Origin of the sequence: Anoxybacillus tepidamans PS2, assembly GCF_000620165.1 — a bacterium.
Lineage (GTDB): Bacteria > Bacillota > Bacilli > Bacillales > Anoxybacillaceae > Anoxybacteroides > Anoxybacteroides tepidamans_A.
This window is the reverse complement of the sequence record NZ_JHVN01000003.1, coordinates 1-24,271: the sequence shown is the minus strand read 5'-3', so window position 1 is coordinate 24,271 and position 24,271 is coordinate 1. Positions and strand designations below refer to the sequence as shown.

Annotated in this window: 15 protein-coding genes and 3 pseudogenes; 15 read left to right on the top strand and 3 right to left on the bottom strand. The window is 39.9% G+C overall.

Annotation, left to right across the window (positions count from 1 at the left end):
* Nucleotides 1-126: 126 nt before the first annotated feature.
* Entirely contained in the window at nucleotides 127-1,596 is a 1,470-nt protein-coding gene (locus tag N667_RS0104380; RefSeq protein ID WP_027408450.1) for a S8 family serine peptidase, read from the bottom strand.
* A gap of 352 nt (nucleotides 1,597-1,948) precedes the next feature.
* Between N667_RS0104380 and N667_RS0104375 the strand changes: the two genes are divergently transcribed.
* Both N667_RS0104375 and N667_RS0104370 read left to right on the top strand, forming a co-directional pair.
* The gene (locus N667_RS0104375; RefSeq protein ID WP_027408449.1) at nucleotides 1,949-2,275 is read left to right on the top strand and encodes a nucleoside triphosphate pyrophosphohydrolase; all 327 of its coding nucleotides are present in this window, start codon (nucleotides 1,949-1,951) and stop codon (nucleotides 2,273-2,275) included.
* Entirely contained in the window at nucleotides 2,268-4,706 is a 2,439-nt protein-coding gene (locus N667_RS0104370) for a DEAD/DEAH box helicase family protein (protein WP_027408448.1), read from the top strand. Before N667_RS0104375 ends, N667_RS0104370 begins: the two co-directional genes overlap by 8 nt.
* A gap of 192 nt (nucleotides 4,707-4,898) precedes the next feature.
* Here the strand turns inward: N667_RS0104370 and N667_RS18270 are convergent.
* Nucleotides 4,899-5,400 (bottom strand): annotated as a pseudogene (locus N667_RS18270) (transposase); the annotation flags it as partial.
* Between the two features lie 910 nt (nucleotides 5,401-6,310).
* On the opposite strand from N667_RS18270, the gene N667_RS18265 reads away from it, so the two are divergent.
* Both N667_RS18265 and N667_RS0104350 read left to right on the top strand, forming a co-directional pair.
* Entirely contained in the window at nucleotides 6,311-6,919 is a 609-nt protein-coding gene (locus N667_RS18265) for a hypothetical protein (protein WP_051529958.1), read from the top strand.
* A 13-nt stretch (nucleotides 6,920-6,932) separates the two neighbouring features.
* Nucleotides 6,933-7,355, top strand: coding sequence for a hypothetical protein (locus N667_RS0104350; protein ID WP_027408445.1), 423 nt, complete (start codon nucleotides 6,933-6,935; stop codon nucleotides 7,353-7,355).
* 289 nt (nucleotides 7,356-7,644) lie between these two features.
* Here the strand turns inward: N667_RS0104350 and N667_RS20125 are convergent.
* Nucleotides 7,645-8,269 (bottom strand): annotated as a pseudogene (locus N667_RS20125) (transposase); the annotation flags it as partial.
* A 145-nt stretch (nucleotides 8,270-8,414) separates the two neighbouring features.
* On the opposite strand from N667_RS20125, the gene N667_RS0104330 reads away from it, so the two are divergent.
* The 11 genes and pseudogenes from N667_RS0104330 to N667_RS19295 all read left to right on the top strand — a co-directional run.
* Nucleotides 8,415-10,355: a hypothetical protein gene (locus N667_RS0104330; RefSeq protein WP_051529957.1), complete on the top strand. Its 1,941-nt coding sequence runs from the start codon at nucleotides 8,415-8,417 to the stop codon at nucleotides 10,353-10,355.
* Nucleotides 10,345-11,190 (top strand): hypothetical protein, encoded by an 846-nt coding sequence (locus tag N667_RS0104325; RefSeq protein ID WP_027408442.1) that lies wholly within the window; start codon nucleotides 10,345-10,347, stop codon nucleotides 11,188-11,190. The genes N667_RS0104330 and N667_RS0104325 overlap by 11 nt, the downstream gene beginning before the upstream one ends.
* 1 nt (nucleotide 11,191) lies before the next feature.
* Complete coding sequence (locus tag N667_RS20120; RefSeq protein WP_232223880.1) at nucleotides 11,192-11,971, top strand: DUF6339 family protein; 780 nt, start codon at nucleotides 11,192-11,194, stop codon at nucleotides 11,969-11,971.
* Between the two features lie 153 nt (nucleotides 11,972-12,124).
* Entirely contained in the window at nucleotides 12,125-12,982 is an 858-nt protein-coding gene (locus N667_RS0104310) for a hypothetical protein (protein WP_027408441.1), read from the top strand.
* A 246-nt stretch (nucleotides 12,983-13,228) separates the two neighbouring features.
* On the top strand, nucleotides 13,229-14,188 hold the full coding sequence (locus N667_RS0104305; protein WP_027408440.1) for a winged helix-turn-helix domain-containing protein: 960 nt from the start codon (nucleotides 13,229-13,231) through the stop codon (nucleotides 14,186-14,188).
* 72 nt (nucleotides 14,189-14,260) lie between these two features.
* A complete protein-coding gene (locus N667_RS0104300) occupies nucleotides 14,261-15,070 on the top strand; it encodes a hypothetical protein (RefSeq protein WP_051529956.1) in 810 nt (269 codons plus the stop codon).
* A 273-nt stretch (nucleotides 15,071-15,343) separates the two neighbouring features.
* Nucleotides 15,344-17,212, top strand: a complete 1,869-nt coding sequence (locus N667_RS0104295; protein WP_035098057.1) for an N-6 DNA methylase — start codon at nucleotides 15,344-15,346, stop codon at nucleotides 17,210-17,212.
* 53 nt (nucleotides 17,213-17,265) lie between these two features.
* Complete coding sequence (locus tag N667_RS19300) at nucleotides 17,266-17,484, top strand: hypothetical protein (protein WP_084278890.1); 219 nt, start codon at nucleotides 17,266-17,268, stop codon at nucleotides 17,482-17,484.
* Between the two features lie 465 nt (nucleotides 17,485-17,949).
* Complete coding sequence (locus N667_RS0104290; RefSeq protein WP_027408437.1) at nucleotides 17,950-21,135, top strand: helicase-related protein; 3,186 nt, start codon at nucleotides 17,950-17,952, stop codon at nucleotides 21,133-21,135.
* Nucleotides 21,132-23,969, top strand: coding sequence for an Eco57I restriction-modification methylase domain-containing protein (locus N667_RS18250; protein ID WP_051529955.1), 2,838 nt, complete (start codon nucleotides 21,132-21,134; stop codon nucleotides 23,967-23,969). The genes N667_RS0104290 and N667_RS18250 overlap by 4 nt, the downstream gene beginning before the upstream one ends.
* 111 nt (nucleotides 23,970-24,080) lie before the next feature.
* A pseudogene (locus N667_RS19295) lies at nucleotides 24,081-24,271 on the top strand (IS701 family transposase); the annotation flags it as partial.

Sequence of the window (24,271 nt, the reverse complement as noted above, 5' to 3'; positions counted from 1 at the left end):
GAAGGGGTGAGAAGGAGGAATCGGCGACCCTTAACGTTTAAACATCCGACAGTACCGAATCTCACTAAAAAGCGAAAAGCAGCGGGCAGAAACCCGCTGCTTTTTACATTGCAACTAACTATGAAACTATTTTTCGGTTAAAGCATTGTAAATATTCGCTTCTCCAGAACCGTACAAGGCGTCGTGGCCAGGTTTGCCGTAATCAACGGCGGTTTGTTCGATGAGCGTTGCGACTTGGGCTGGCGTGTAGTTAGGATGGGCCGCCTTAATCACGCCTGCGATGCCGGCAACTTTTGGTGCGGCCATCGACGTTCCGTGAAGCAACGCATAGCTGTGTAAGTTCGAGGTGAAATATGGCTCCATGTATGTCGGCCAAGTGCTTAACGTTCTGTAATGAAAGTCGCGTTTATTTAGATCCCCAGTTGCATCGTAAACAGGGCCGTTATCTCCGCCCGGTGCTGCAACATCAATCGAGCGTGTGCCGTAATTTGAATAAAAGGCGATTTTTTCTGTCGACCATTGATTGGATGAGGAAACGGTGATGACGCCAGGAATTTGCCCCGGCACTTCCATCGCCGCGCCTTTAAACTGCAACCCAAGGTAGCCGTACTCGGCATTCATGTAATCGGTGATGGCAGTCGGATTGTTGAGATTCAAAGATTCATTGCCAGCAGCTACGACAACGGTTACATTTTTGTTCACGGCGTACTGGATGGCGCGCTTCCATACAAGCATATCAGCGATATCACTATAAGAGCCGCTGTTTTGGTACGTGTAGCGAGATAACGCGTCAAAGCCGCCGATCGACATATTGATGACATCGACACCGTCATCAGCTGCTTGAATGATCGCAGCGGCAATCCAAGACGTCGCCGCGCCGTCGTTGGCCGGGAAGACGCGGTAAGCGCGAATGCCAAGTTCTGGACCAACGCCTTTCACTTTTCCGTTGGCAGCGATCGAACCAGCCACATGCGTTCCATGACCGTTGCGGTCTTTAAAGTCACGAGGGTCTCCCGTTTCAGTTGGGTCATCGCCATAAGCGCCCGCAGGAACAAAGTTTTGCCCGCCTAAAAGATTTGCTTTTAAATCCGGATGATTTGGGTCAATTCCAGTATCAATAATGCCGACTATCGCGCCTTTTCCTTTGTTAATCGCATAGGATGACCCGTTGTTCGTAACTTTTTGAATATCCCATTGATAATTCCAATAGCTATCGATATTCTCCGGCTGAGGAATATCGGTGACAGGCTGGCCATCCGCCGCCGCAGGATCGTTTTCCATATCATCGAGCCGATGGATCATCTCGCGATTGGCCGCCTGCACATCGGAAATAGATTTTAAATTCGCAAGAAAATTATCTTTTGCTGCCTCGACCTCCACACTGCCGATTTTAGGCAAGGTGCGCACTACTTTACCGCCAGCGTTTGAAATCATGTCAGCATAATTTTTCGGCAAGGTATTGCCTTTAAAAACGACTAAATACGTTTGACCGACCGGATTCGTATCTTCGGTTTTCGCCTTCGCTCCCCCCGCACCGACCATCAAGCCGCACGCTAGCGTCATCGCCGCAACAGACGAAAAAACCTTCCGCTTCATTTTACCCCTCCATTCCTAAAATTTATTTACACCTAATCATATTTTCACGAAGGCAAGTTATTCCTTAGGGATATGGGAAGTAAGGGAAAAATTTTAACATGTGGGATGTACGATTCTCTTTTGTCTGAATAAGGTAACAAGGCGGATAGGGGAAGAAAAAACGAGCACGTATAAGAGAATGCCAAGCTATCATTGCCGGGGATCGAAATGGGGAAGGAGTGTCGCAACAGATTCGTATAAGAAGTTTGGCATTTTTAAATTCGGCCGGCCACCTTTCATTTTGTTCGTTCCAAACAAGCTGCAAATCTTGTAAAATATGTGAAGGAATATTGAAAGAATAGGAGAGGATTTCATGCCAGTCTATAACAAGCTAGTACGCGACAAAATTCCGCAAATCATCGAAGCGGCAGGAAAGACGTTCACAACAAGAACGCTCGATGAAGAGGAATACCGCCGCGAGCTGCGGCAAAAAGCGTTCGAGGAGTTGGACGAATACATGAACGCGAAAGACGATGCCGCGGCGCTCGAGGAGTTGGCGGATTTATTGGAAATCGTCCACGCGCTTGCCGAGTGCCACGGAGCAAGCATCGAAAAAGTCGAAGCAATCCGCGCCGAGAAAGCGGAGAAGCGGGGAGGGTTTCGAGAGAAGATTTTCTTAATCGAGGTACACGATGAGTAAAGTGGAGTTTATTAAAAGCGGTCTAATAAAAAAATTGCAAGAGCATATTGAAACGTCAGCGACGATTTACATTTTGACTTCGTTCGTCATGAAATCGGGAGTGGAGTTTTTAAAAGAACCGCTGAAACGGGCAGCCGATCGCGGGGCGGATATTAAAATTTGCGCTGGCGATTATTTATACGTGACCCAGCCGGAGGCGCTGCGGCAATTGGCGGCGATCCATCCGAACATCGAAGTCCGCTTATGGAAAAGCGATGGCGTTTCGTTCCATCCGAAAGCGTATTTGTTTGAAGATCGAGAGGAAGGATATTTTATCATCGGTTCATCCAATTTGTCCCGTTCTGCCTTGACGAGCGGCATTGAATGGAACATCGGGATGCGCAAGTGCGTCGAGGAGAACGTGTTCGCTGACGTGATGAACGAATTTTTAGCGCTGTTTTATGCGCAACAAACGGTGCAAGTAAACGAGGAAACTTTGAAAGAATACGAAAAACAATATGGAGAGTACCATCAGCGCCATGTGAACTTAGTGCGGCAATGGGCGGAGCTTGAGGAAGTCGAGCTGATGCTTCCGGTTGAACAGACCGAACGTGCGGAAGAAGTGGAAGTCATTCACGATCCGAGTGCACCATACGAGGCAATCCAGCCGCGGTTTGCGCAAATCGAGGCGCTCGCCCAATTAGAAGCGACATATGAAGAAGGATACGAGCGGGCGATGGTGGTGATGGCGACAGGGCTCGGCAAAACGTATTTGGCCGCTTTTTTTGCCCGCCATTTCGGCAAAGTGCTGTTCATCGCCCATCGCGAAGAAATTTTGCATCAGGCGAAGCAGTCGTTTGCGCGCGTCATGCCGGGAAAAACGTTCGGCATTTACGACGGCAAAATAAAAGAAGGACAAGCCGATGTCGTATTTGCATCGATTTTTACGTTAAGCATGAAAAAGCATCTGCAGGCGTTCGCCCAGGACGAATTTGACCTGATCGTCGTCGACGAATTTCATCACGCGGCGGCGAAATCGTACGAGCGGGTGCTCGATTATTTCAAACCGAAATTTTTGCTTGGCATTACTGCAACGCCCGACCGCAACGATCATAAAGACGTGTATGCGATTTGCGATGGCAACGTGGCGTACCGCATCGATTTTATCGAAGCCGTCCAGCGCGGCTGGCTTGCGCCGTTTCGCTACTATGGCGTATACGACGAAACCGACTATACGAAAATCACTTGGCGCGGCAACCGCTACGACGAAGCGGAGTTATTGCAAGCGCAGCTGCGTGTGGAGATGGCGGAACATATTTTGCGGGCATGGGAGACGCATAAACAAACGAAAACGCTCGTGTTTTGTTCTTCCATTCAACAAGCCGATTTTCTATCAAACTATTTTAATGGAAAAAACTATCGCACAGTGAGCTTGCACTCGAAGCAAGTACAGATCACCCGCGCAAAAGCGATCGAGATGCTCGAGCAGGGCGAACTCGACGCGATTTTTACCGTCGATTTGTTTAACGAAGGGGTCGACATTCCCGCTGTCGACACGCTGTTGTTCGTCCGTCCGACAGAATCGCTGACGATCTTTACCCAGCAAGTCGGCCGCGGCCTTCGCTTGCATGACGGAAAAGACCATTGCGTCATTATCGACTTAATCGGCAACTACCGCAACGCCGACGTGAAGCTGCAGCTGTTTGACGCAAGACGCGGAGAGAAGAAAAAAGGGAAAGAACCGACGATCCCAACGGTGCCCGACCATTGCTTCATTGATCTCGATGTGCGTGTCGTGAACTTGCTCGAGGAAATGCGGCGGAAGCGCCAGCCGCGCCGCGAGAAGCTGCTAGCTGATTACCTTGAAGTGAAGCAACAACTCGGCCGCCGTCCGACGTATTTGGAGCTTCACTTGCACGGCAGAAGCGAAGCGACTGAATATAAATCAGAGTTTAAATCATATGTCGGCTTCCTTTATTGGGCAGGGGAACTGTCGGAACGAGAAGAGAGGTTGTTTTTACAATACGAACCGTGGCTTGTCGAGGTTGAGCGGACGACGATGACAAAAAGTTATAAAATGGTCGTCTTGCAAGCGATGCTCAACCGCGGCCCGGCGCGCTGGCATGAGCCGATCACGCCGATTGAAGCCGCGCCGTTTTTCCATCAATATTTTATGGAGAAAGAATACCGGAAGCGCATCGACTTCTCCGACGGCGAAACGAAGCGACTTTGGCAATACGACGAACAGAAGGTAGCCAAACTCATCGCCAAAATGCCGATGACAAAATGGAGCGGCAGCTCGCAAGGAATCGTATCTTTTGAAAACAATGCGTTCTCCCTCAACTTCCGGGTCGCGCCAGGCGATGAAGACACTCTCTACAACTGGACGCAACAAATTTGCGAATACCGCCTGCACGCATATTTTGAGAGAAAGGGCGGATCGGTTCACTAGAAATATCGTCCTTTCCAAACGAAGATGGGGACGTTTGGGGAGGGCGTGTTTCTATCTGTAACTGCTGACATAATGACTTCAGATAATCAAGCGCTTTCATGGAGTAGGTAGTTACGGAAAACTATAATTCTAAGTAGTTTGAAAAAACCCTTAGTAAATGTTTAAAGATTTGGAGGATATCAAGGTTGTTGATTATCCAAAATTAGGAATACCCCTCCCATAGATTCGAGTAAACTCAAATAAGACAACTCCCATCTCGGATTTCCATTCCAGAGGAATTTGCCCAGATAAAAGACGACGAACGAAAGAAATGAAGGGAAGGTGTGATGTTGCCTGTTTTTTGGTTCGATTGTATAGCCATCTCAATAACACATAGGCGATAAATGCCGCAAAGAGCTGGTTGTATACCGTGCGCTCGGTGGTGCCAAACAAAGCCGGAACGTTTAAGTATTGCCTCACCCAACGGAAAAACACTTCGACCGTCCAACGTTCTTGATACATGTCGGCCATCTTTTCTGCGGATGTGTGGACCACACGGAGAGCATCCTTAAAGATAGCGACACGGTGGCGTTTTTTCGAACGGCACTGCTTCGTTCCAAGCTGACAAAGTGAAATCCGCCACAACTGAGGACGACGGCAAAGAAAGATGCTTGAGGCTTTCCTTTTGATGAATCTCCACGTTGTCTTTCTTTTTATCGGTTTACTGGATAATCAACACGCGTGATGCACGTACCGTTGAAACGTGGCCCCAATATGTGCGATCAGCTATGCGTTTATATACATCATGGTGTACAATGGAAAAAGGCGTATGGGAGCTATAACTCAGATGAAGCGGTGAATCATTCCCACCTACACTCCGTTAAGAGGTGGGAGACTTCTCGGTGGGTGTGTTAAACTATTAAAAGCAAACATACGGTCCTTTCTCTTTGTTGCAGGCCAAGTCACAAATTCCGCTTGAGGGCAACGAAATAAAACATCTACTCCGTTTACACTCCACAAAATCCCTTGCTGTTCGAGCACCTCTCCTACAACTATAGACAACTCTGTAGCATAAGTATTTTCCAGCTTGTTTTCCCTTGTCTTCTACGCTCCTGCGCAAACTGCTCTCTTGTCATAAAGCCAACTCTCAAAGCTAGTTCATCCAACTCTTCGCCTTCAGTATGACACCATCCGTGTTTATAACGCTTGCCCGGTTGTGTACATCGTTGATCATGATCATATCCGTAAAATCCTGAAACGCCATTGGATACGCTTGAAAAACTCAAATATCTAACGATCACGGTTTTCATGCGTCCCATCACCCTACTGGACTTTTTCAACAACAACAAACAAACTTCTCTCATGCGAATGAAAAATACCAAGCCGAACATTGACTCTCTGTCTCTACAAACTTCACCAGTCTTTGTGGTGTGGTGTAAAACAAAAAACGGAGAGCCAAAATGATCCTCTATTTTATAAAAATTTTCGAAAATGAAAAGCACGAACTTAAGAAGAGGTCGCGGCTTAATACACTTTTTTTAGGATATTTACATTTGACATTTACAATAAACAGAATTACAATTAAAATAAACGTTAAGGTCCGTAACGTATAAGGAGGGTGTAGAATGAATTTATTTCAAATGAAAACGAAACCCCATGGAATTGAACGAGGTGCCGAATTCTTACGTGAAAATTACATCTGTATTGGCTGGCCAGGCATTGGAGATTTAACACATGCTACGAAAGACATCATTCGTAAACAACTAGCAAAAGTGTATAAGTACGAAGGTCAACAACTATCCACCTATTTAGGATTCGTAAACACTTTTGTTCGGACTATGCAGGAAGGCGATTATGTTCTTATCTCTGAGAACGAGTATGTTCACCTAGGAATCATCGGACCTTACAAATATGTCGAGGAGTTTGACAATGATATTGACGGCAAATGTCATCAAAGAGAGGTAAAGTGGTTGGTGACCGTGCAAAAAAGCGATTTAAACGCTGAGGTTCAAGAGCTATTAAGAAACCGTGGAACGGTTACCCAGTTCAAGCATCCTATTGCTAAAGCCGAACTTGATTGCTTGTTAAACAAAAGTAATCAAATTCAAAGCAGAGTTTCCATTCCGAACGAACAAATTTCAAAAGCATTAGAGATTGTATATAAAGCGATGGAATCCGAGCGTGAGGAACTACGGCTCAAAGCGGCTGCTATATTATTAAACTATATAAAGTGAGGAGAGAATATACATGGCGAACTACTGGGTTATGAAAACATTTAAGGATTGGGCTGACTCATTTATTCATAACAGTGAGATTGGCATGGATGAAGAAGGAGTAAACCAAAATTATAATCAGTATCCTCACAACCAGTTACCGCTTAACAATGAACGTATATTGCGTCGGTTTAATCAGTTTTGCAAATGGGTGCAACAAGGAGACTATGTAATAGTGGGAGTGGGACAAACCACTGCCTTCAAAATGAAATTAATTGCTCGCATAACTGGAGATTACTATTTTGATCCGAATCATCGTCCTTATAGACATATTCGTAAAGTAGAAATAATGAAAGTCTTCGATGAACCAATTAATGTAGAAAAGTGGTCACAGACACAAAGAATCGAATTAATAGATGACAATGATTTTATTGATACTTTTGTAAGAGTATTGTAAATTATTTGTTCTGCAAATTGGCTAATTATTTCAGACTGAAATATAATTGCAAAATTAGATGCGCGGTCTTTACATGAAGTGACGGACATGTTAGGCTCGTTGCCTAGCGAAATAAGGGCTCCTGCGCGCCCCTTTCCCTAAAAAACAGGTCCGCAGAGGCTCCATGTCAAGCCGCCAAACGGTTTTTCTGTAAAAAGAAGGGTGGAATGTTGCACAATCCCGCAGATTTTTGCTGGATGAACGTGCAAAAAAACCAGCCATTTTATTCTGAAATAACGTGATGATTTACAGAAAGGCGCTTGAGACTTTTCTTCTGATGAATCTCCACGTTGTCTTTCAAGCGAATGACAAAGAGTTGTTTTTGTTCTGCAAATTTGTCGTTGCGTTCGATTTTGAAATAAGCTCGATCTTCGACAGGGATGTGTTGAACATTCATATAAGTGGTTCTCCAACAGGTTCACGTGACGCGGCCCTGTCGTTTCCACGAAGCGCATGGGCATTTATTGCTCCGATAAGTACACCATGTGCACTTTCACCCTGGAACGTTCCCCATGGTAAAGAGCCCACCGAAGACAGTTTTTCTGACCGTGACCGTCGTCGAATCACCACACGCAACGCTTTGGGAAACTGAAGCGAACGGCGCGTTTGGGCAGTTACACTTCGAGACGATCAAAGCCAATAAGCGTTTCATGATGTTGTACGAGATTTCTTTGGCTTTCTTCGATACTGTGGAGTCATGAAATCGCAGCAATCCATGCATGGTGGCCACATTGGCGGAAGGTTTTTCATTCATGAATCGGAGCGAGGAGAACAAAATGTGATCAAGATGCGCAACGTAAAGGTTCGCGAGGAGTTGCGATACCCAACGGCTTCGGTGATCGACTGAACCGTTTCCTCCAAAACTATTTTTTCATCAAATGTGGGAGTGTGGGATGCTTGCATGTAGAGAGTACCCCTGGGGCTGCGGGTTAAGTTACTTACATTTCTACAGAAAGGGCGCTCTTTTTTCTATATTTTTATGGGTTTTACTAGATCATCAACACGTGTGGGAGGATATATATGAATACATTTTGGCATTTTCCTGCGGCAACGGGTGGATTGATTAATTCCATTAATCACGCCGGACTGGAAACTTTTAGAGGAAACGCTCTAGAGTCATTAACAAGAGAAATCTGTCAAAATTCTTTAGATGCTGTAAAAAATGAACAAAATCCTGTTATTGTAGAGTTCAGTAGTTTTACAACGTATATGAATCAAGTACCTGGCATCAACGAGTTAAAAGATGTGTTTCTGAAATGCCAAGAAACGTGGAAGGGAAAAAACCAACAATGTGAGTATTTTTTAGAAAACGCATTACAGATCGTTCAACAACCTACTATACAAATTTTGCGAATCAGCGATTTTAATACAAAGGGGCTTGAAGGAGCGAAAGAAGGGGAACTAGGATCTCCATGGAGCTCATTAGTAAAGGAAGCAGGGTCATCGAATAAGCATGAAAGCTCCGGTGGCAGTTTTGGCATTGGGAAATCGGCTCCTTTCTTGAACTCTAAATTGCGGACATTGTTTTATTCTTCTCTTGATATCACGGGCTATGAATCATTTATCGGCGTAGCCAATATTATGTCTTTCAAAAAGAATCCAAATGAGATCACGTTAGGGAATGGTTATTACACGCATAACGAAAATTCCAATGCAATTCCTCAGCAATTATTTTTAGAGCCCGGTTTTGTCAGAAAAGATACCGGAACGGATATATATGTAACGGCATTTGAGCCTGGCGAAGATTGGGAACAAGAAATCATTAAATCGGTGTTGCATAACTTCTTTATCACGATTTATAAGAAAAAATTGGTGGTTCGAATCAATGATTTTGAAATTAGTGACAAGAATATTGCACAATTAATTAGCGATTTAGAGGATACGGAAGAAAATCGACATTTACAGCATTACTTCCATCTACTTACTTCCGATCAAACAATCAAAGTCGCTTATCCAGCCCAAAGGTATAAGCAAGGAATCTCTTTTGCCGAAGGGGAAGCCACGTTATATTTGATGAACGGTGAAGATTTAAATAGACGCGTGCTGATGACGCGAACGACTGGTATGCGTCTTTTTGAACAAAAAAATATTAGCGGCAGTATCTCTTTTACTGGAATATTGATGATTACAGGAAAAAACATGAATACGATTTTTAAGCAAATGGAAAATCCCGCTCATAATGAATGGTCGCCTGAGCGCTATGAAAAAGACCCTAAATTAGCGAAAAAAGTTTATGCGGATTTAAGGTCTTTTATTAGAAACGCGGTAAAAGAACATTTTCAAGAAAAAATTACAGACAGCATGGATGCGATCGGCTTAAGCGATTTTCTCCCTAACAAAAAGCTTGTCAACATGCAGGGAGTTAATAAAACAGAATCTCTCCATTCAAGCATTAAACAGATTTTGAAAAAAGAAATCAAGGAAGAGAGTAGGAAAGCCACAAGGCAAAGAGGTCTCACCACTGAAGATGTTGAGGCCCAATTAGCCGGAGAATACGGGATTACCCCGACTGGAGAGGAAGGAGGAAACGGATCGGGAAAACATAGTGGCGGGGGAAACAGTGGAGGCGGAGTTCAAAATCCTAGCGGTCAAAATCAATTGGATAAAGGCATGACTGGCGGCTTGGATCGACAAAGGCAGCAGAAACCAAGTAGTGAACCGATTCAAATTGCGCAAAGATATGTTTGTATTGACAAAGAACGAGGAAAGTATTGTTTTGTCATTACGGCGAAAAAAGCGATTGAAAAGGGCCGGCTCATCTTTAAAGTGATCGGGGAACAGAACGACTTTGATTTACCGATTCAAAACGCGACAACCGACGATCCAAATGTGACGGTGGAAAAATGCGGCGCCAATAAAATTGACCTTCACTCAATTCCGGCCAAAAAGCCTTTTATTATCAATGTGGAAATCGCATATCCGAATTATTGCGTCATGGAGGTGGAGCTGTATGAAAATTAACGTCTCATATCCATACCCAGTATTGTATATGAACAACGATGATTACAAACAAACGAGTTTCTCCACCAAAATAGATGTCAAAGAAGAATTCGGCGAAGTAAAAATCGAGGCGCATTTTTATTTGGATAATCTGGAGATTAAAAGATTGATAGAGAACCGTTCCTGCGTCTACTTAATTCACGTCGAATGTTCGCAAACGAGCTATCGGAAAGCGTTCGAAACGCATCAGGAACGTCTGGAAATTTCAATCCCGACCTACCAATTAAGAGGAAAGATTGTGCTTCATTCGTTTGTCATCGCAAAAGAAGCGATTCACAATTATACGAATGAATATTTAAATGATTGGTATAAAGGCATTCCATTGACGTTTGAAAAAGGAAATATACTCGCAATCGGAGAGGCGATCGAAACAACGCTCATTGATGATCATACCGAGTTTTTGAATTTGCCTTCTATTGTGACGGTCACAAAATCTCTTAAAAATGATTATATGGATGTTGATATCCATTCGAATAATATTACGATTTATTTACCGGAGTACGAGTATCACCAATATGCCATGAGCGCCCATTCGCCACTGAAAAATACGATATTGGCGGCAGTCATCGTTCCGGCTTTAGTCTATGTTTTCTCTAAAATTAGCGAAGCGAACGGGGATTTGGAGGAATATACGTGGTATCAAGTGTTGGATAAAATTTTCCAAGAAAATAATTATCGATTAGAAGACGTGGGAACGGACGTGTTATCCCCGCTAAAAGCGGCACAGCTCGTTTTAAGAAAACCTCTGAAAGCGAGTTTTGAAGAAATCGAAAAGCTTCATAGAACGGAGGATTAACTTGAAGTTAAAATTCATCTCGGATGAAACATTAATGGATTTAAGGGGCAATTACGATTCTTATAAGGAACATTACTACAATGAAGATCATGAATGGTTTGACAACTATTTGAAAGAAGAGGGAAAGGTGCTTGAATCTAACATCTCGTTTGAAATGCCTGCGTTGAATATGGAAGCGGACTATGCCGCGAGCGACAAAGAAAACGTCAAAGCGATCTATGAGGCGTTAAAACACTTGACGGTGAATCAAGCGACGCAAGAGAGGCTTTGGGCCGGGCTCGCACACTTGCAGCTGAGGGAATTTACTTTTTATCGATTAAAGAAAGATCTGGAAAATAAAAACGACAAACGCATAAATACAGCTTTATTTTTCAAAAACGGAAATAAGCGTTCATTATTTGTGCACATTTTAGCCCGGCTTTGGTGGGTCGGCTATATGACATATGATGAATCGAACAAACAAGATCCTTATTGGTTAACGAACTTCTTTTGCAGCAAAGATTTTTCAGCAAGAAGCGTTATATTCTTTTCCAGCAACTTTACTTCCAATCGTACGATTACAAAAGGGATCCTGAAGTGCCTCGTCGGACTTGAGGAAAATGGCATTGAAATTAAGCGGGACCATTTTGTTCAGGCGAATAAATACTTAAATATCGTTGGTGGGGCGATGATTTTAGATATGCTCACAGAGGAAGAAGTGGAGGATATGGTGAAGAAGTATTTGCTGAAATACTTTGGGTATCAGTTAGATGGCGACAAAGTGCATTTTGTGAATCACTAAAAAACATAAAGGGGCTGCCCGGGAATCACATTCAGGAACAGACAAGAGGAATTTTACCGCGGGCCGTCCCTTTTCCAATTTATTGTGGGTGCGGTTTTTAGGTTGAACGCATCATAGTGCGGCCAATGGGCTTGTATAGGAGGGAAGCGGCATATGGAAAGAAATTTGATTCATTGCGGTGATTGGGTTCTTATAGCTTATTTGCGTGAAGAAAACGGGAAACTGTATATAGAAGCGGATGATTGGGAAGGGGAACGGATTCAGTTTGTGGGCGATTCACGACGGGCGTTGCGCAAACAGATGTATGAATGGCTCAAGGAGCATGAACAACGTGGTGAAGTTCCGGCACTCGTTAGAAAAGGATTCGACATTTCCTACAAAGGAGAAGAGATTTTGCTGAATGTACGGGAAGCGATGGTCACTTACCATGTAACTTCATCTGAGCACCGAAGCTCCGTTTTAGAAAAGGGACTGATTCCTAGTTTCGCACAAAGTGTGGATGTATTTCATGCGAGCGTCCTCTTAGATCAATTAAAACCAAACTGGATTCCCGGCTGGGTTCGCCGTTCTGAGGCTCTTTATCTGTTTCCCGTGATGTCAATCGACGAATTATTGATTTTAGGGTATAGAGAGCAACAAGACTTATTTGCCGTCAATCTTCCCGATACAAAGGGATGGATGGGGAGTCAAATGTACGGAGGCTATTGCATGTCGGAAGAACCAATTACCGACAACGAACGCTTACAGTTCATCGAAGAGGAAATCGCGAAAATGTACTGGGGTTGTTCTTGTTCGCTTGAGGACTATATTCGGTATGACCGGAAGACGATGAAAAAAGATCGCCGCGTCGACGGGCTTGACGAGATTTTGTTTTTTGGCTCCATTCCTCCGGAAAATATAGAGTTGATTGGCACCTATTATGGCGAGGAATTTGTTCCGAGCTCCGCGTTTGAGAAATATGTAAAAGAGGAATACAAGCAAACATGGAGACACATCATCGGAGTAAAATAATTGTAAAAGATTTTAAGAGAGGTTTTTGTTGAAAAGTTAATCAGCAAAAAGGTGATATTTTATAACCTTATGGAATCTTAATGATCAATACAACTTATGAAACAATTGTGATTCATCCGCAATCGCTATACGATATTGGGCGTCTTGAATACAAAATCCATTAATCATAAGGCTAGGAGTCATATTATAAAATATAGAGGTTTCAATAAAATTAAGCGCAGCACTTTTGGCGGGAGGGGCAAATTAATGAAGCGACTGACAAAGGAAGAGCTATTAGATTGGGAGGATCATTGGCTCGATCGGGAATGTCTCGATGAAGGCGATGAGCGCAATGCATGGCTAGAAGAAGGGATCAGTCTTTACAAGCAGTTTATTCAGCTCGATCCAAAAGAACCCCGCTATGCGATTATGCTTGCAGATTTATATTTACAGTGGGGACGAGATGAAAAAATTCGCAGAGGGAACTATCACAATGCATATAAAATATTGCGCAAGGCGACGATTTATGCACCAACAAAGCCCGATGCATTCTATCATTTATCTTTCATTTTTGCCAACGAAGAGCGCAAGTGGGAGACGGTTCTTTTTTATGGAAAAGAAGCGCTTGAAAAAGGGATCGACGGCAGCAAACGCATCAAACTGCTTTGTAATATTGCGTTAGGATATGCAAGGCTTGGTTATATTCAGAAAGCAACAGAGCACATAAAGGAAGCATACGAGTTGGATAAAATGGGCGAACACGGCTGGTTTATCGAATTGTACATAGACAGGATGAAAAAGAAGGGAACAGAACCAATTTTACTGAAGGAGCGAAAAGAGAAGCGACAGACGGTTTCAAGACGCGATGCAAATCAGGTCAAAGAAGATGCAATGGAAGGAAAATGTGTCGTTCTCGATTTAGCCCAAGATGAAAAATATTTCTATGGATATAAGGATGCTGTCCGGCTCGAGAGGAAGGAAGCGGAAATCCTCGGTTACTTGATGGATCACGAGATGACATCGTGTTCGAAGTATAGCATCGAACAGGCCGTTTGGTATGATCGGCCAGTGAGTAATTCTGCAGTCAAGCGATATATCGCTAGTCTGAGAAGAAAGCTCGCCCAAGCAATGGGGCGTGATGATATTGCTGAAAACATTTTAGTCACCACATCTGAAGGATACGCATGGAAAGCAGACATTCCATCGATCGTCCTTCGTAACGGATAACAATCCGGTTACGATTTCGTAACCGGGCTTTTTGTATACTTAGGGTACAAATTGGTTAGGAGGATGATCACAATGAATCTAATGAATTTAGAAATGATGGATGCAACTGCTCGCATCGCCGAGGCACTACAGGTGAGAGGAGTATTTGTAAAAGTAAAAGATGATTTTATTATCTTAACAGACGAAAACACAAAAGCAGATATTAGCAAAGTTCGCGAGTTGCTGCACAATTTAGGAATTCCAACCTTTTGGCAAGAAAATAAATTTCAAGTATTGGTTACCCGTGTGCCAATTTCTATGATGAAACGCATCATGAATACACCGGGACGGGAGTTTCCAATTTTCATAGAAAGTTATCACTACAAATGGAAGCCGTTTGTCCAAAGACGATTTGGTATCAAGGTGAATGCGTTGGATTTAGATGCAAACATGGCGATGTTGGTGAAATCATTGAACCTTGCGGGTATCACGGCTCTTACAGGTTGCAACGGCCATCACCGTTATAACCCAAATGTCCAGCTTTCAGGGGGATTCCACGGCGCTTGGTTTGAGGTCATTCAGGAAAAATATTTGAGCACCTGTTCTCTCCACTACAAATGGAAGGTTTATTACGGAAACGAATCCGGCTCCTGCATTATCGCCGATAAAGGTAAAGGTGAAGCTGAACGTTGGAATATGAATTTAATTTATCAAGATACCGTGCAGATGGCGCAAATCATCCAAAAGCATGCAGCGGAAATCCGTGAGCTAAAGCGAGCGGCTTTTAAGAGAAAGGGCGAGATGAAAGAACAGGCGAAGCGGTTTGTTGAAAAGAGGGAGTTTGCGCAGCTTGTGGAGTGGATGAAAGATAAGATGGGTAAATGCATTCAAGAAGATAAATAGTATGGAATATAACAAACTTAACTGATATACTTTAGGACCCCATTTGAGAATCGTACTATAAGCTAGGGGACAATAAGGATGTGACTAAGAGTTTAAAGTTTAATGGCAGTTTTCGCTCTTTATTTAGTAATGTAAATACTAAATTCTGTGTTGACATATTACTCCTGTTGAATATAATGAGAAATAGAGGCTCAATTCGTATTTTTATAGCGTTATTAACTTAGTAATGTATTTACTCAGTTTGAGGTAATAAGTGTATTTAGAGGTGATCATGTGTCAGGAGAAAAATTGCTGTGGTCGTTTTTAGATGATTTAAGTGGGCAAGTAACGAACAGTGAAGCGAGAAAAGTAAGTGCCTGGTTTCTCGTTCTAAAATACGTGGATGAACAAAAGGAAAAGTTTGGTTTACCCCATTCATGTACGATTTCTTACATTTTAAGAAGTCAGGGGCATGTAAATGAAGCATTGATTCAAGCGTTTCAAACCATCGAAGAACATATTGAGCTTTTGCAGGGGGTTTTTGCACCGCTTGACGTGCTTATGAGAATCAACGGTAATACATTGCTTAAATTCCTTTGGTCATTAGAAAGTGTCGATGTTGCAGATTTGGATTGGTCTTTAGTCATGGAACGTTTGCAATGGGTTGGAGAAGAACATGAAACTCCGAGCACCATTAACAATCTTGCAATAGAACTTTTAAATCTAGATAACGGGAGTCTCTATAATGGCTGTTTGGGCATCGGTAGCTCTTTTGTTGCAGCAGCTGATTATGCTCGAAGACAAGGAATTCACCTTGAACTATTCGGTCAAGAAATGAATCGCGAAGCATGGGCTTTCGCAAAAATCAATCTCTTCTTACATGGAATTCACAACGCCCATATTGAATTAGGGGACTCGTTGCTCGACCCGAAGTTTTTGGCTGGAAATGAAATCATGAAGTTTGACTATGTATATATGAATGTTCCTTTTGGCATGAACATCAATCGACACGAGTTGCTGCAGTACGATCCGTTTAACCGATTTGTTTATGCACCTGTTTCCAAGAGTAGTAGTGATTCCGCCTTCATACAGCACGCACTAGCCTCCTTAAATGAAAACGGTCGGGCGGTTTTAATTGTTACGAACGGAGTGCTGTTTAGAGCGACGGAACAAATCATGCGTAAAAATTTGCTTTCTGCTGATTTGATCGAAGCCGTCATTGCCTTGCCAGAGAATTTATTTGGCTATACGGCCATCCAAACGAATGTATTGATTGTAAACAAGAATAAGCCGCAAGAACGTAAGCAGAAGGTATTGTTTATCAACGCAGTCAACGAATACGGAGAAGTGAGAAGAAAGCGTCTATTAACAGAAGAAAACATCGAAAAAATTAGAGATGTGTATTTAAATGGTGCAGAAATAGAAAAGTTTAGCAAGTTTGTTGAGATAGCCGATATTGAAGATGGAAATTTACTTTGCAGTAAATACCTCGAAGATCATGAAGTGGAAACTTATGAGTTTGGTGTTGTGAAAATTTCCAGCAAGCACTTAGAGAACCTTAGCAACCAAAAAACGTTAGGAGAGATATCTAAAATTTACAGAGGAATCAACGTATCCCCTAGTCAGTTGGAAGAAGGGAAAGGGGAGTTTAAACTGATCAAATTAAGTGATGTGGAAAATGGAGAAGTTCTTGTGGACGAAATGACTCCTGCAAACATTCGAATCCAAAAAAGCCTTGATGCTTATGTAGTGAAAGAAGGCGACATTCTCATTTCCAGCCGTGGTACAAATATAAAGATTGCCATTGTACCGCCTCATAAAGGAACGTTAATCTTGTCACAAAATTTCCATGGCATCCGGTTGCATAAGGAGATGGATCCGTATTTTGTGAAGGCGTATTTAGAGAGTCCAGTAGGACAATATTTACTTGCAAGAATTCAAACGGGAACAAGTATTAAAAACATCAACACGAAAGATTTGCAAGAAATTCCAATTCCCGTGCCAAGTATCGAAGAACAAAAAGCCATTGGCGAAAAGTATCGCCATACGTATGATCGATACCAACAAGCCCTTCAAAAGGTGGAAGAAGACAAAAAACAATCGTTATTAGAACTTTATAAGCAAATCGGGATTTATGAATCAATGGAAATCAAACGACAATAAGCGTGTTTCAAAAAGGCTTTTCAAAATCTGAATGAGAAGGAACTGAAGCTAAAGTGTCCAGTGTTTTTGGAAAAATTCGCTGTCCAATTTGTTCGATGAAGATTAAGCGACAAGATCGAGTGGTTCTTGATGTCATCCATACGGTCATGCATCAAGAGTGCTACAACCAGGAATATATGGTAGGAAAGTCATTGCTTCCAATAAAGGATGCAGGTTCGTTTCGGAAAATTATGTATATATATGAATTTTTTCGTGAGGGACCGCAGACATAAAGGAGATATTGAAATCTGACCTTTTACGGGAAAATAGGTAAGAGAAGCTGATTTCATGAAGTACACATTGTCCTGTCGAATCTTTGATGCGTTAAAGTCACCGACTCTCTGTGGTCAAAAGTACAGAGGAAGTTAACTGATTTTTTCGATACAACAAATGAAAAGAGCAAGGCACATACTTCTTGTGACTGCATAGAGTTTTATAGTGATCTTAAAATATTGAATGGTTTGAACAAGGAAACTTTTACATGAAACTATTCTGAAGGTTGACAACAACATTTGGTATCTCATTTTGGCTCGTTTTAGTAAAATTACAAATCAGAAGCTACAATCGGTCTCACCAACGACCACATAATCACTCTTCTTTTTCTTTATATCATCTAAAAATTAATGTAAAATTTGAAATATGGTATCATTTTACTATAGTTTTTTATAACCAACTAAAATCCAGTGAGGAGGTCAGAAATGCATAATGATTTAACTTTTTTTACAAATGAACCTGAAAGAACTTTATATGACAGGTTTAATAAGATTTTAAAAAGTAATACACAATTTTTTGATATTTTAGTTGGTTATTTTAGAACAAGCGGATTTTACTTGATGTATCCGGCACTTGAGGATATTGAAAAAATTAGAATTTTAGTAGGGTTAAATGTTGACAATCGTACAGTACAAATTATTCAAAAGTCAAATGAAGAACAAATGTCTTTTGAAATGTCTCATAAAGAAGTAAAAGAAGAATATAAAAACGAATTAATTCGTGAAATGAATAAATCGGAGGATAGCTACAGGGTAGAAGAGGGAATTAGAACATTTATTAAGTGGTTGCAAAGCGGAAAAATTGAAATCCGAATTTACCCTAATGCTCCTATCCATGCGAAAGTATACATTATGAGAAAAGACTTATCGAAAGTTCCTGATCAATTTGGGACGGTTATAACTGGATCCAGTAATTTTTCACAGGCAGGGTTAATTAATAACCTTGAGTTTAATGTGGAGCTGAAGGATAGTCGTGATGTACAATTTGCACTTGAAAAATTTGAGGAACTTTGGGAACAAAGTATCGATATTTCGGACGAATACATCGAGACAATTTTTGAGAATACTTGGATTCGCGATGACATTACACCATATGAGTTATTTTTAAAAACTTTATATGAATATTTTAAAGAAGAAATTAATGAGGATAAAAATAATAGATGGGAGGAAATGCTCCCTGACGGTTTTATGAAGTTACAGTATCAAATGGATGCTGTTGTCCAAGCTAAAAAGACTTTAGAAGCCTATGGCGGGGTTTTTATATCTGATGTGGTTGGACTTGGAAAAACATATATTTGTGCTATGTTAGCGCAAAATTTAAAAGGGAAAAAGTTGTTTATTTGTCCTCCGGTGTTAAAAGATTATTGGGAAGAAGTCTTATTTAATTTTGAAGTTCAAGGCTATAAAGTTGAGTCGCTTGGCAAGTTAGACAGTCTTCTTGAGATGGGAGTAGATCAGTTTAAATATGTATTTATTGATGAAGCTCATCGATTTAGAAACCAAAACACAGAAAATTTCCAAAAGCTTCACCAAATTTGTTATAACAAGAAAGTTATTTTGATTACTGCTACTCCACAAAATAACTATTCAACTGATATAGCTAATCAAATATACTTATTCCAACCAAAAAATAACAGTACTATTATTCCTAATAATAAAAATTTAGAACGTTTCTTTCAAAACCTAGAGGTAGAACTAAAGAAACATGAAAAAGGAACACCGGAATACATGGAAACATTACGGAGAAATTCAGAAGTTATTCGTGACAAAGTTTTAAGAAATATAATGATCCGACGAACAAGAAATGAAATAAAGGAATTTTATGCAGAGGATTTAAAAAAACAAGGATTAGAGTTCCCGCATTTAGGTTCACCTGAAAAAATTGTATACACGTATAACAATGAAATAGAGAGAGTATTTAATGAAACGATTAAAGTAATTCAACGTTTAGATTACGCTCGGTACAAACCATTGACATATTTAAAAAATATTGATAAGCAACTTGCTACAATGATGGTATCACAACGAAACATGAGCGGCTTTATGAAATCTATTCTTGTAAAACGCTTGGAAAGTAGTTTCGAAGCGTTTAAAAAGACGTTGAATCGTTTCATCAAATCCTATGTGAAGTTTATTGATATGTGTGAAAAAGGTAAAGTCTATATTAGTAAAAAAGTAGATGTATACGATTTATTAGATAGTGGCGATGATGAAAAGTTAATGGCGCTTGTGGAAGAAGAAAAGGTGCAATATTACTCAATCGAAGAGTTTAATGAAGGATTTTTACCTTCCCTTAGACGGGACTTAATGTTACTAAGAAGACTGGAAGAAGAATGGGAATTGATAACCGAGGATCCGAAAAAGGATCAGTTCTTATATGAATTGGAGAATAACGAATTATTGAAAGGTAAAAAAATGATTATTTTTACTGAATCAAAAGAAACCGCTGAATATGTTGGTGCTTATTTAGAGCAACGTTATCCTGAACAAGTGATTGTATTTAGCGGACAAGGCTCCAGAAAGTTGAGATTAGAAATTGAAGCAAATTATAATCCAAACTTCACGGGGACAAAAAGAGATGATATTAGATTCTTAGTCACAACAGATGTATTAGCGGAAGGGATTAACTTACATCGTTCGAACGTTCTTATCAATTATGATTTACCTTGGAACCCTACAAAAGTAATGCAGCGTGTAGGGCGTATTAACCGTGTAGGTACAGAACATAAAACTATTTACGTATTTAACTTTTTTCCAACTGCACAAGCAAATGCACATTTGCCTTTAGAAGAAAATATTATCTCTAAAATACAGGCTTTTCATGATACATTGGGTGAAGATTTCAAATATTTATCTGAAGATGAAGAGGTAACTTCACATCAGCTTTATCAAAAGTTAAATAGTAAAGATAGCTTAGAGGCAGAATATGACGAGGGAGAATCAGAATTAGCATATTTAAATATTATTCGCCACATTCGTGACCATGAACCTGATTTATTTGAAAAAATTAAAAGACTTCCTCAAAAAGCTAAAAGCGGTCGGATGTGTAAAGATGTTTTATCTAACTCAACGATTAGCTTTTTGAGAAAAGGGGCTTTAAAGAAGTTTTTTATTACGGATGGAAAAGAAACGAGAGAACAGACATTTTTAGAAGCCATGAAATATCTCAAGGTGGAAAGAAACGAAAAGAAAATAAAACCTTTAAAAGACTATTTCAATCATCTAGAAGCAAACAAGGAACAATTTGAATTGTGCTTTGTAGAAGAGGATTCTTTAGTAACCGAAAAAACAATGAAGAGTGGAAATGATGCAAAGGTCATTAAGTTACTTAAAGCAATTTCTAAATTTAAAACATTTACGGATGAACAAGAAAAAATGATCCCACGATTAATAAAGCTGTGGGAAGAAGGAAATATCCCTGCAAGTATCACGAAAGAAATTGTTAAAGCAACGAAAGGTATGAATGATCCAATAAAAATCTATTATGAAATTGTCCATCTTGTTCCAGACAAATATTTAGATGTAGAAAGAAATGTAAAAAAATACAATGCTACAGCCGGAGAAACAGAAGTAATCTTATCATCTTACTTGCGAAAGGAAGAGGGTAATTGAGTACAGCAAAGTTAAAAATCTTGCAAGAAACGTTCGAAAATAGCTTTGACATCGATAAATTTAGAACTTTCACAAGGGAATTTTTTAATGGACCGGAAATGTTTCCATATAAAAAAAGAGTAGGTATCTGGAAGGAATATGCTGATCATATTGCCTCTTATGTAGAGATTGCAAAATATACTGACCGTGAAGGAAATAACTTAATCGTTTTGGCTGTTGAAATTAAAAAGGAAAAAAGTGTTGAGCGGGCGAGAAGCTTGCAACGTAACTTTATTTCTAAGCTTTTAGAAATGAATAATTATGAAGCGGCTATTGTCGCCTTTTATTCACCTAATGAAGATAACTGGAGACTTTCTTTTGTACGACTTGATTATACATTTAATGAAAAGGGCTTAGCTTTAGATTTAACTCCCGCTAAAAGATATTCTTATTTAGTCGGGAAAGGCGAACCGAATCATACTGCCCAATTACAGCTTTTACCGATTTTCGAAGATGATAAGCATAACCCAACACTAGATGAGATAGAGACAGCTTTTAGTGTTGAAAAAGTAACTAAGGATTTCTTTGAACAGTATAAAGAAAAGTATATTCAATTAAAAGAATATCTTGAACAAGATCAAGCTTTTGTAAAAGAAGCAGAGAAACTAGGGCTACAAGTTCATCAATTCTCTGAACAATTTGCAAAAAAATTAATGGGACAACTAGCATTCCTATATTTTTTACAGAAAAAAGGCTGGCTTGGCGTTCGGATTATGCCGGAAGATCGGACATTAACGGAAGCAGAATTTATTGAAATCTATCAAAGACAAGATGAGCCTCACAGAGCGGTACTTGAAAAAGTTTTTATTAAAACATCCGATGGAAGAAGAAAGCTTTCTTCTAGAGAGATGTTTAATATTTCGGATCAAGAAGCAGAGCTTTTATCTGATTGTTTTATTGGCACAAAGTACGATATGCTTTGGGGTAGCGGAAACAAACAATTTATTAGGACGATTTTTAACTTTTGTATGGAAAATACAAATAAAAATTTCTTTGTTCATTTCTTACAACCGTTATTTTACGAGGCATTAAACAAAAAACGTAAAAATCATTACTTCAAACAATTTAACTGTAAAATTCCTTTTTTGAACGGTGGCCTTTTTGAACCATTGGAAGGTTATCATTGGAAAGAAGTTGAATTTAATATTCCTAATGAAATTTTCTCTAATGTTAAACAAAAGAATAGAGAAGCGGACGGTATTTTAGATATTTTTGATCGATACAATTTTACAATTAATGAAGATGAGCCATTAGAGAAAGAAGTTGCTGTTGACCCTGAGATGTTAGGGAAAATTTTTGAAAATTTATTAGATGTCAAAGATAGAAAGTCAAAAGGGGCTTTCTATACTCCGCGTGAAATTGTTCATTATATGTGTCAAGAGAGTCTCACGAATTACCTTGTTAACGAAGTTGGCGTTCCACATGAAGACATGAAGGAGTTTATCTTATATGGTGAATTAATAAGAGATGCCGATAAGAGACGGGATGTTGGGTATGGAAAAGATTTTACTATTAAACAAACTATTTTTGATAACATTGTAAAAATTGACCAATCTTTAAAAAACATAAAGATTGCTGATCCTGCCGTTGGATCCGGAGCGTTTCCTCTAGGCATGTTAAGTGAAATCGTCCGTATTAGAAACAACATTACCGAATATTTAGTTTGGAAAGATAAAGAAGGATCATTGGGAAGAAGGTATGGTGAAGAAATTATTCGCAAAAAGCGCTCCCCATATAGATTGAAGTGGGAGACGATTAAAAATAGTATTTTTGCTGTTGATATTGAGCCAAGTGCAGTTGATATTGCAAAACTTCGGCTCTGGTTATCTGTTATTGTTGATCAAGAAATTAATGCTGAAACACCTGAACCCCATCCATTACCGAATCTAGATTGCAACATAATGGTTGGTAATAGCTTGATAGATGAGTATGAAGGAATCAAGTTATTTGATGAAAAAATATTAGAGAAAAAGAAAAATAAAATTAAAGAAAATAGTGAAAATTATAATACAATGATTCAACTTAGCTTGTTAATTGATAATACGGATGAAATGTTAAATGAAATGTTCCAATTACAAGATAGGTATTTTGATGAAGAAGATGAACAACGTAAGAAAGAAATTAAAAATAAGATTGATAGAATTAGGGATGATTTAATCGAATATAAGTTGCAATTGGATGGAAATGAAGAAGGATTAAAGAAATACAAGGAATTGCAAAAGAATAAACAAAGACCATATTTCTTATGGCATTTAGAGTTTGCAAAGGTTTTCCAAGAGAAAAAAGGCTTTGATATAGTTATAGGAAATCCACCATATGTAGATTCAGAAAATATGGTCAAAAATAATGAAGAAGAAAGAAAGTTGATAGGTAAAAAGTTTAAAACAACCAAAGGTAATTGGGATCTCTATATACCATTTTGGGAGCTAAGTAAGGATTTGTTAAATTCTAAAGGTACAGCGGCTTTAATCACACCAAATAAATGGTTATCTATAAAATACGGTGAAGCTTTAAGGGAATACGTTAAAGAAAATATTTACAATATATCAGATTTTTCTAATATTAAAGTTTTTGATTCAGCGAGTGTTTCTCCTGTAGTTGTATTTATCTCAAAAAAAATAAAAGATTTCATTCATACAAAAAAATATAATGAAAATTATGAAGTAGAGTTTGAAAAAATAGTGAATAGTGACTTATTTAAGGAGTTTAACAATTTCAGTATAGCTCTTTCTAAAAATTTAAATATAATTGTGAAAATGAAAGAAGGCAATAAAAAAATTAGTGACTGTAGATGAGCAAATTCACTAACATAAATTGACAACCAAACAAAAAAGGAGACATGAACCGGACTCCTTGGGTAAAATAGATGTGCTCAAAACCCATTCACACAAGGAGGTTCATGTCTCATGAATAGATTAGCACATCACCAAGGAATCTACAAGTTTTTCTTCACGCTGGGGTTGACGCTGCAGCTTTCCAAACCGGTCATCAAGCATCTCATTCATATTGTCGATGCCTTGACCACCAAGGGATTCTCGGGAACATTGACCGATATTCATCACTGGAGCTTTCATCCGAATCATCGAACGACGCTCAG

Coding starts and splice junctions, on each gene's coding strand:
- N667_RS0104330 (WP_051529957.1), top strand. CDS start 8,415: ATGAATACATTTTGGCATTTTCCTGCGGCAACGGGTGGATTGATTAAT.
- N667_RS0104370 (WP_027408448.1), top strand. CDS start 2,268: ATGAGTAAAGTGGAGTTTATTAAAAGCGGTCTAATAAAAAAATTGCAA.
- N667_RS0104310 (WP_027408441.1), top strand. CDS start 12,125: ATGGAAAGAAATTTGATTCATTGCGGTGATTGGGTTCTTATAGCTTAT.
- N667_RS0104350 (WP_027408445.1), top strand. CDS start 6,933: ATGGCGAACTACTGGGTTATGAAAACATTTAAGGATTGGGCTGACTCA.
- N667_RS0104375 (WP_027408449.1), top strand. CDS start 1,949: ATGCCAGTCTATAACAAGCTAGTACGCGACAAAATTCCGCAAATCATC.
- N667_RS0104325 (WP_027408442.1), top strand. CDS start 10,345: ATGAAAATTAACGTCTCATATCCATACCCAGTATTGTATATGAACAAC.
- N667_RS18265 (WP_051529958.1), top strand. CDS start 6,311: ATGAATTTATTTCAAATGAAAACGAAACCCCATGGAATTGAACGAGGT.
- N667_RS0104300 (WP_051529956.1), top strand. CDS start 14,261: ATGAATCTAATGAATTTAGAAATGATGGATGCAACTGCTCGCATCGCC.
- N667_RS0104290 (WP_027408437.1), top strand. CDS start 17,950: ATGCATAATGATTTAACTTTTTTTACAAATGAACCTGAAAGAACTTTA.
- N667_RS0104380 (WP_027408450.1), bottom strand. CDS start 1,596: ATGAAGCGGAAGGTTTTTTCGTCTGTTGCGGCGATGACGCTAGCGTGC.
- N667_RS0104305 (WP_027408440.1), top strand. CDS start 13,229: ATGAAGCGACTGACAAAGGAAGAGCTATTAGATTGGGAGGATCATTGG.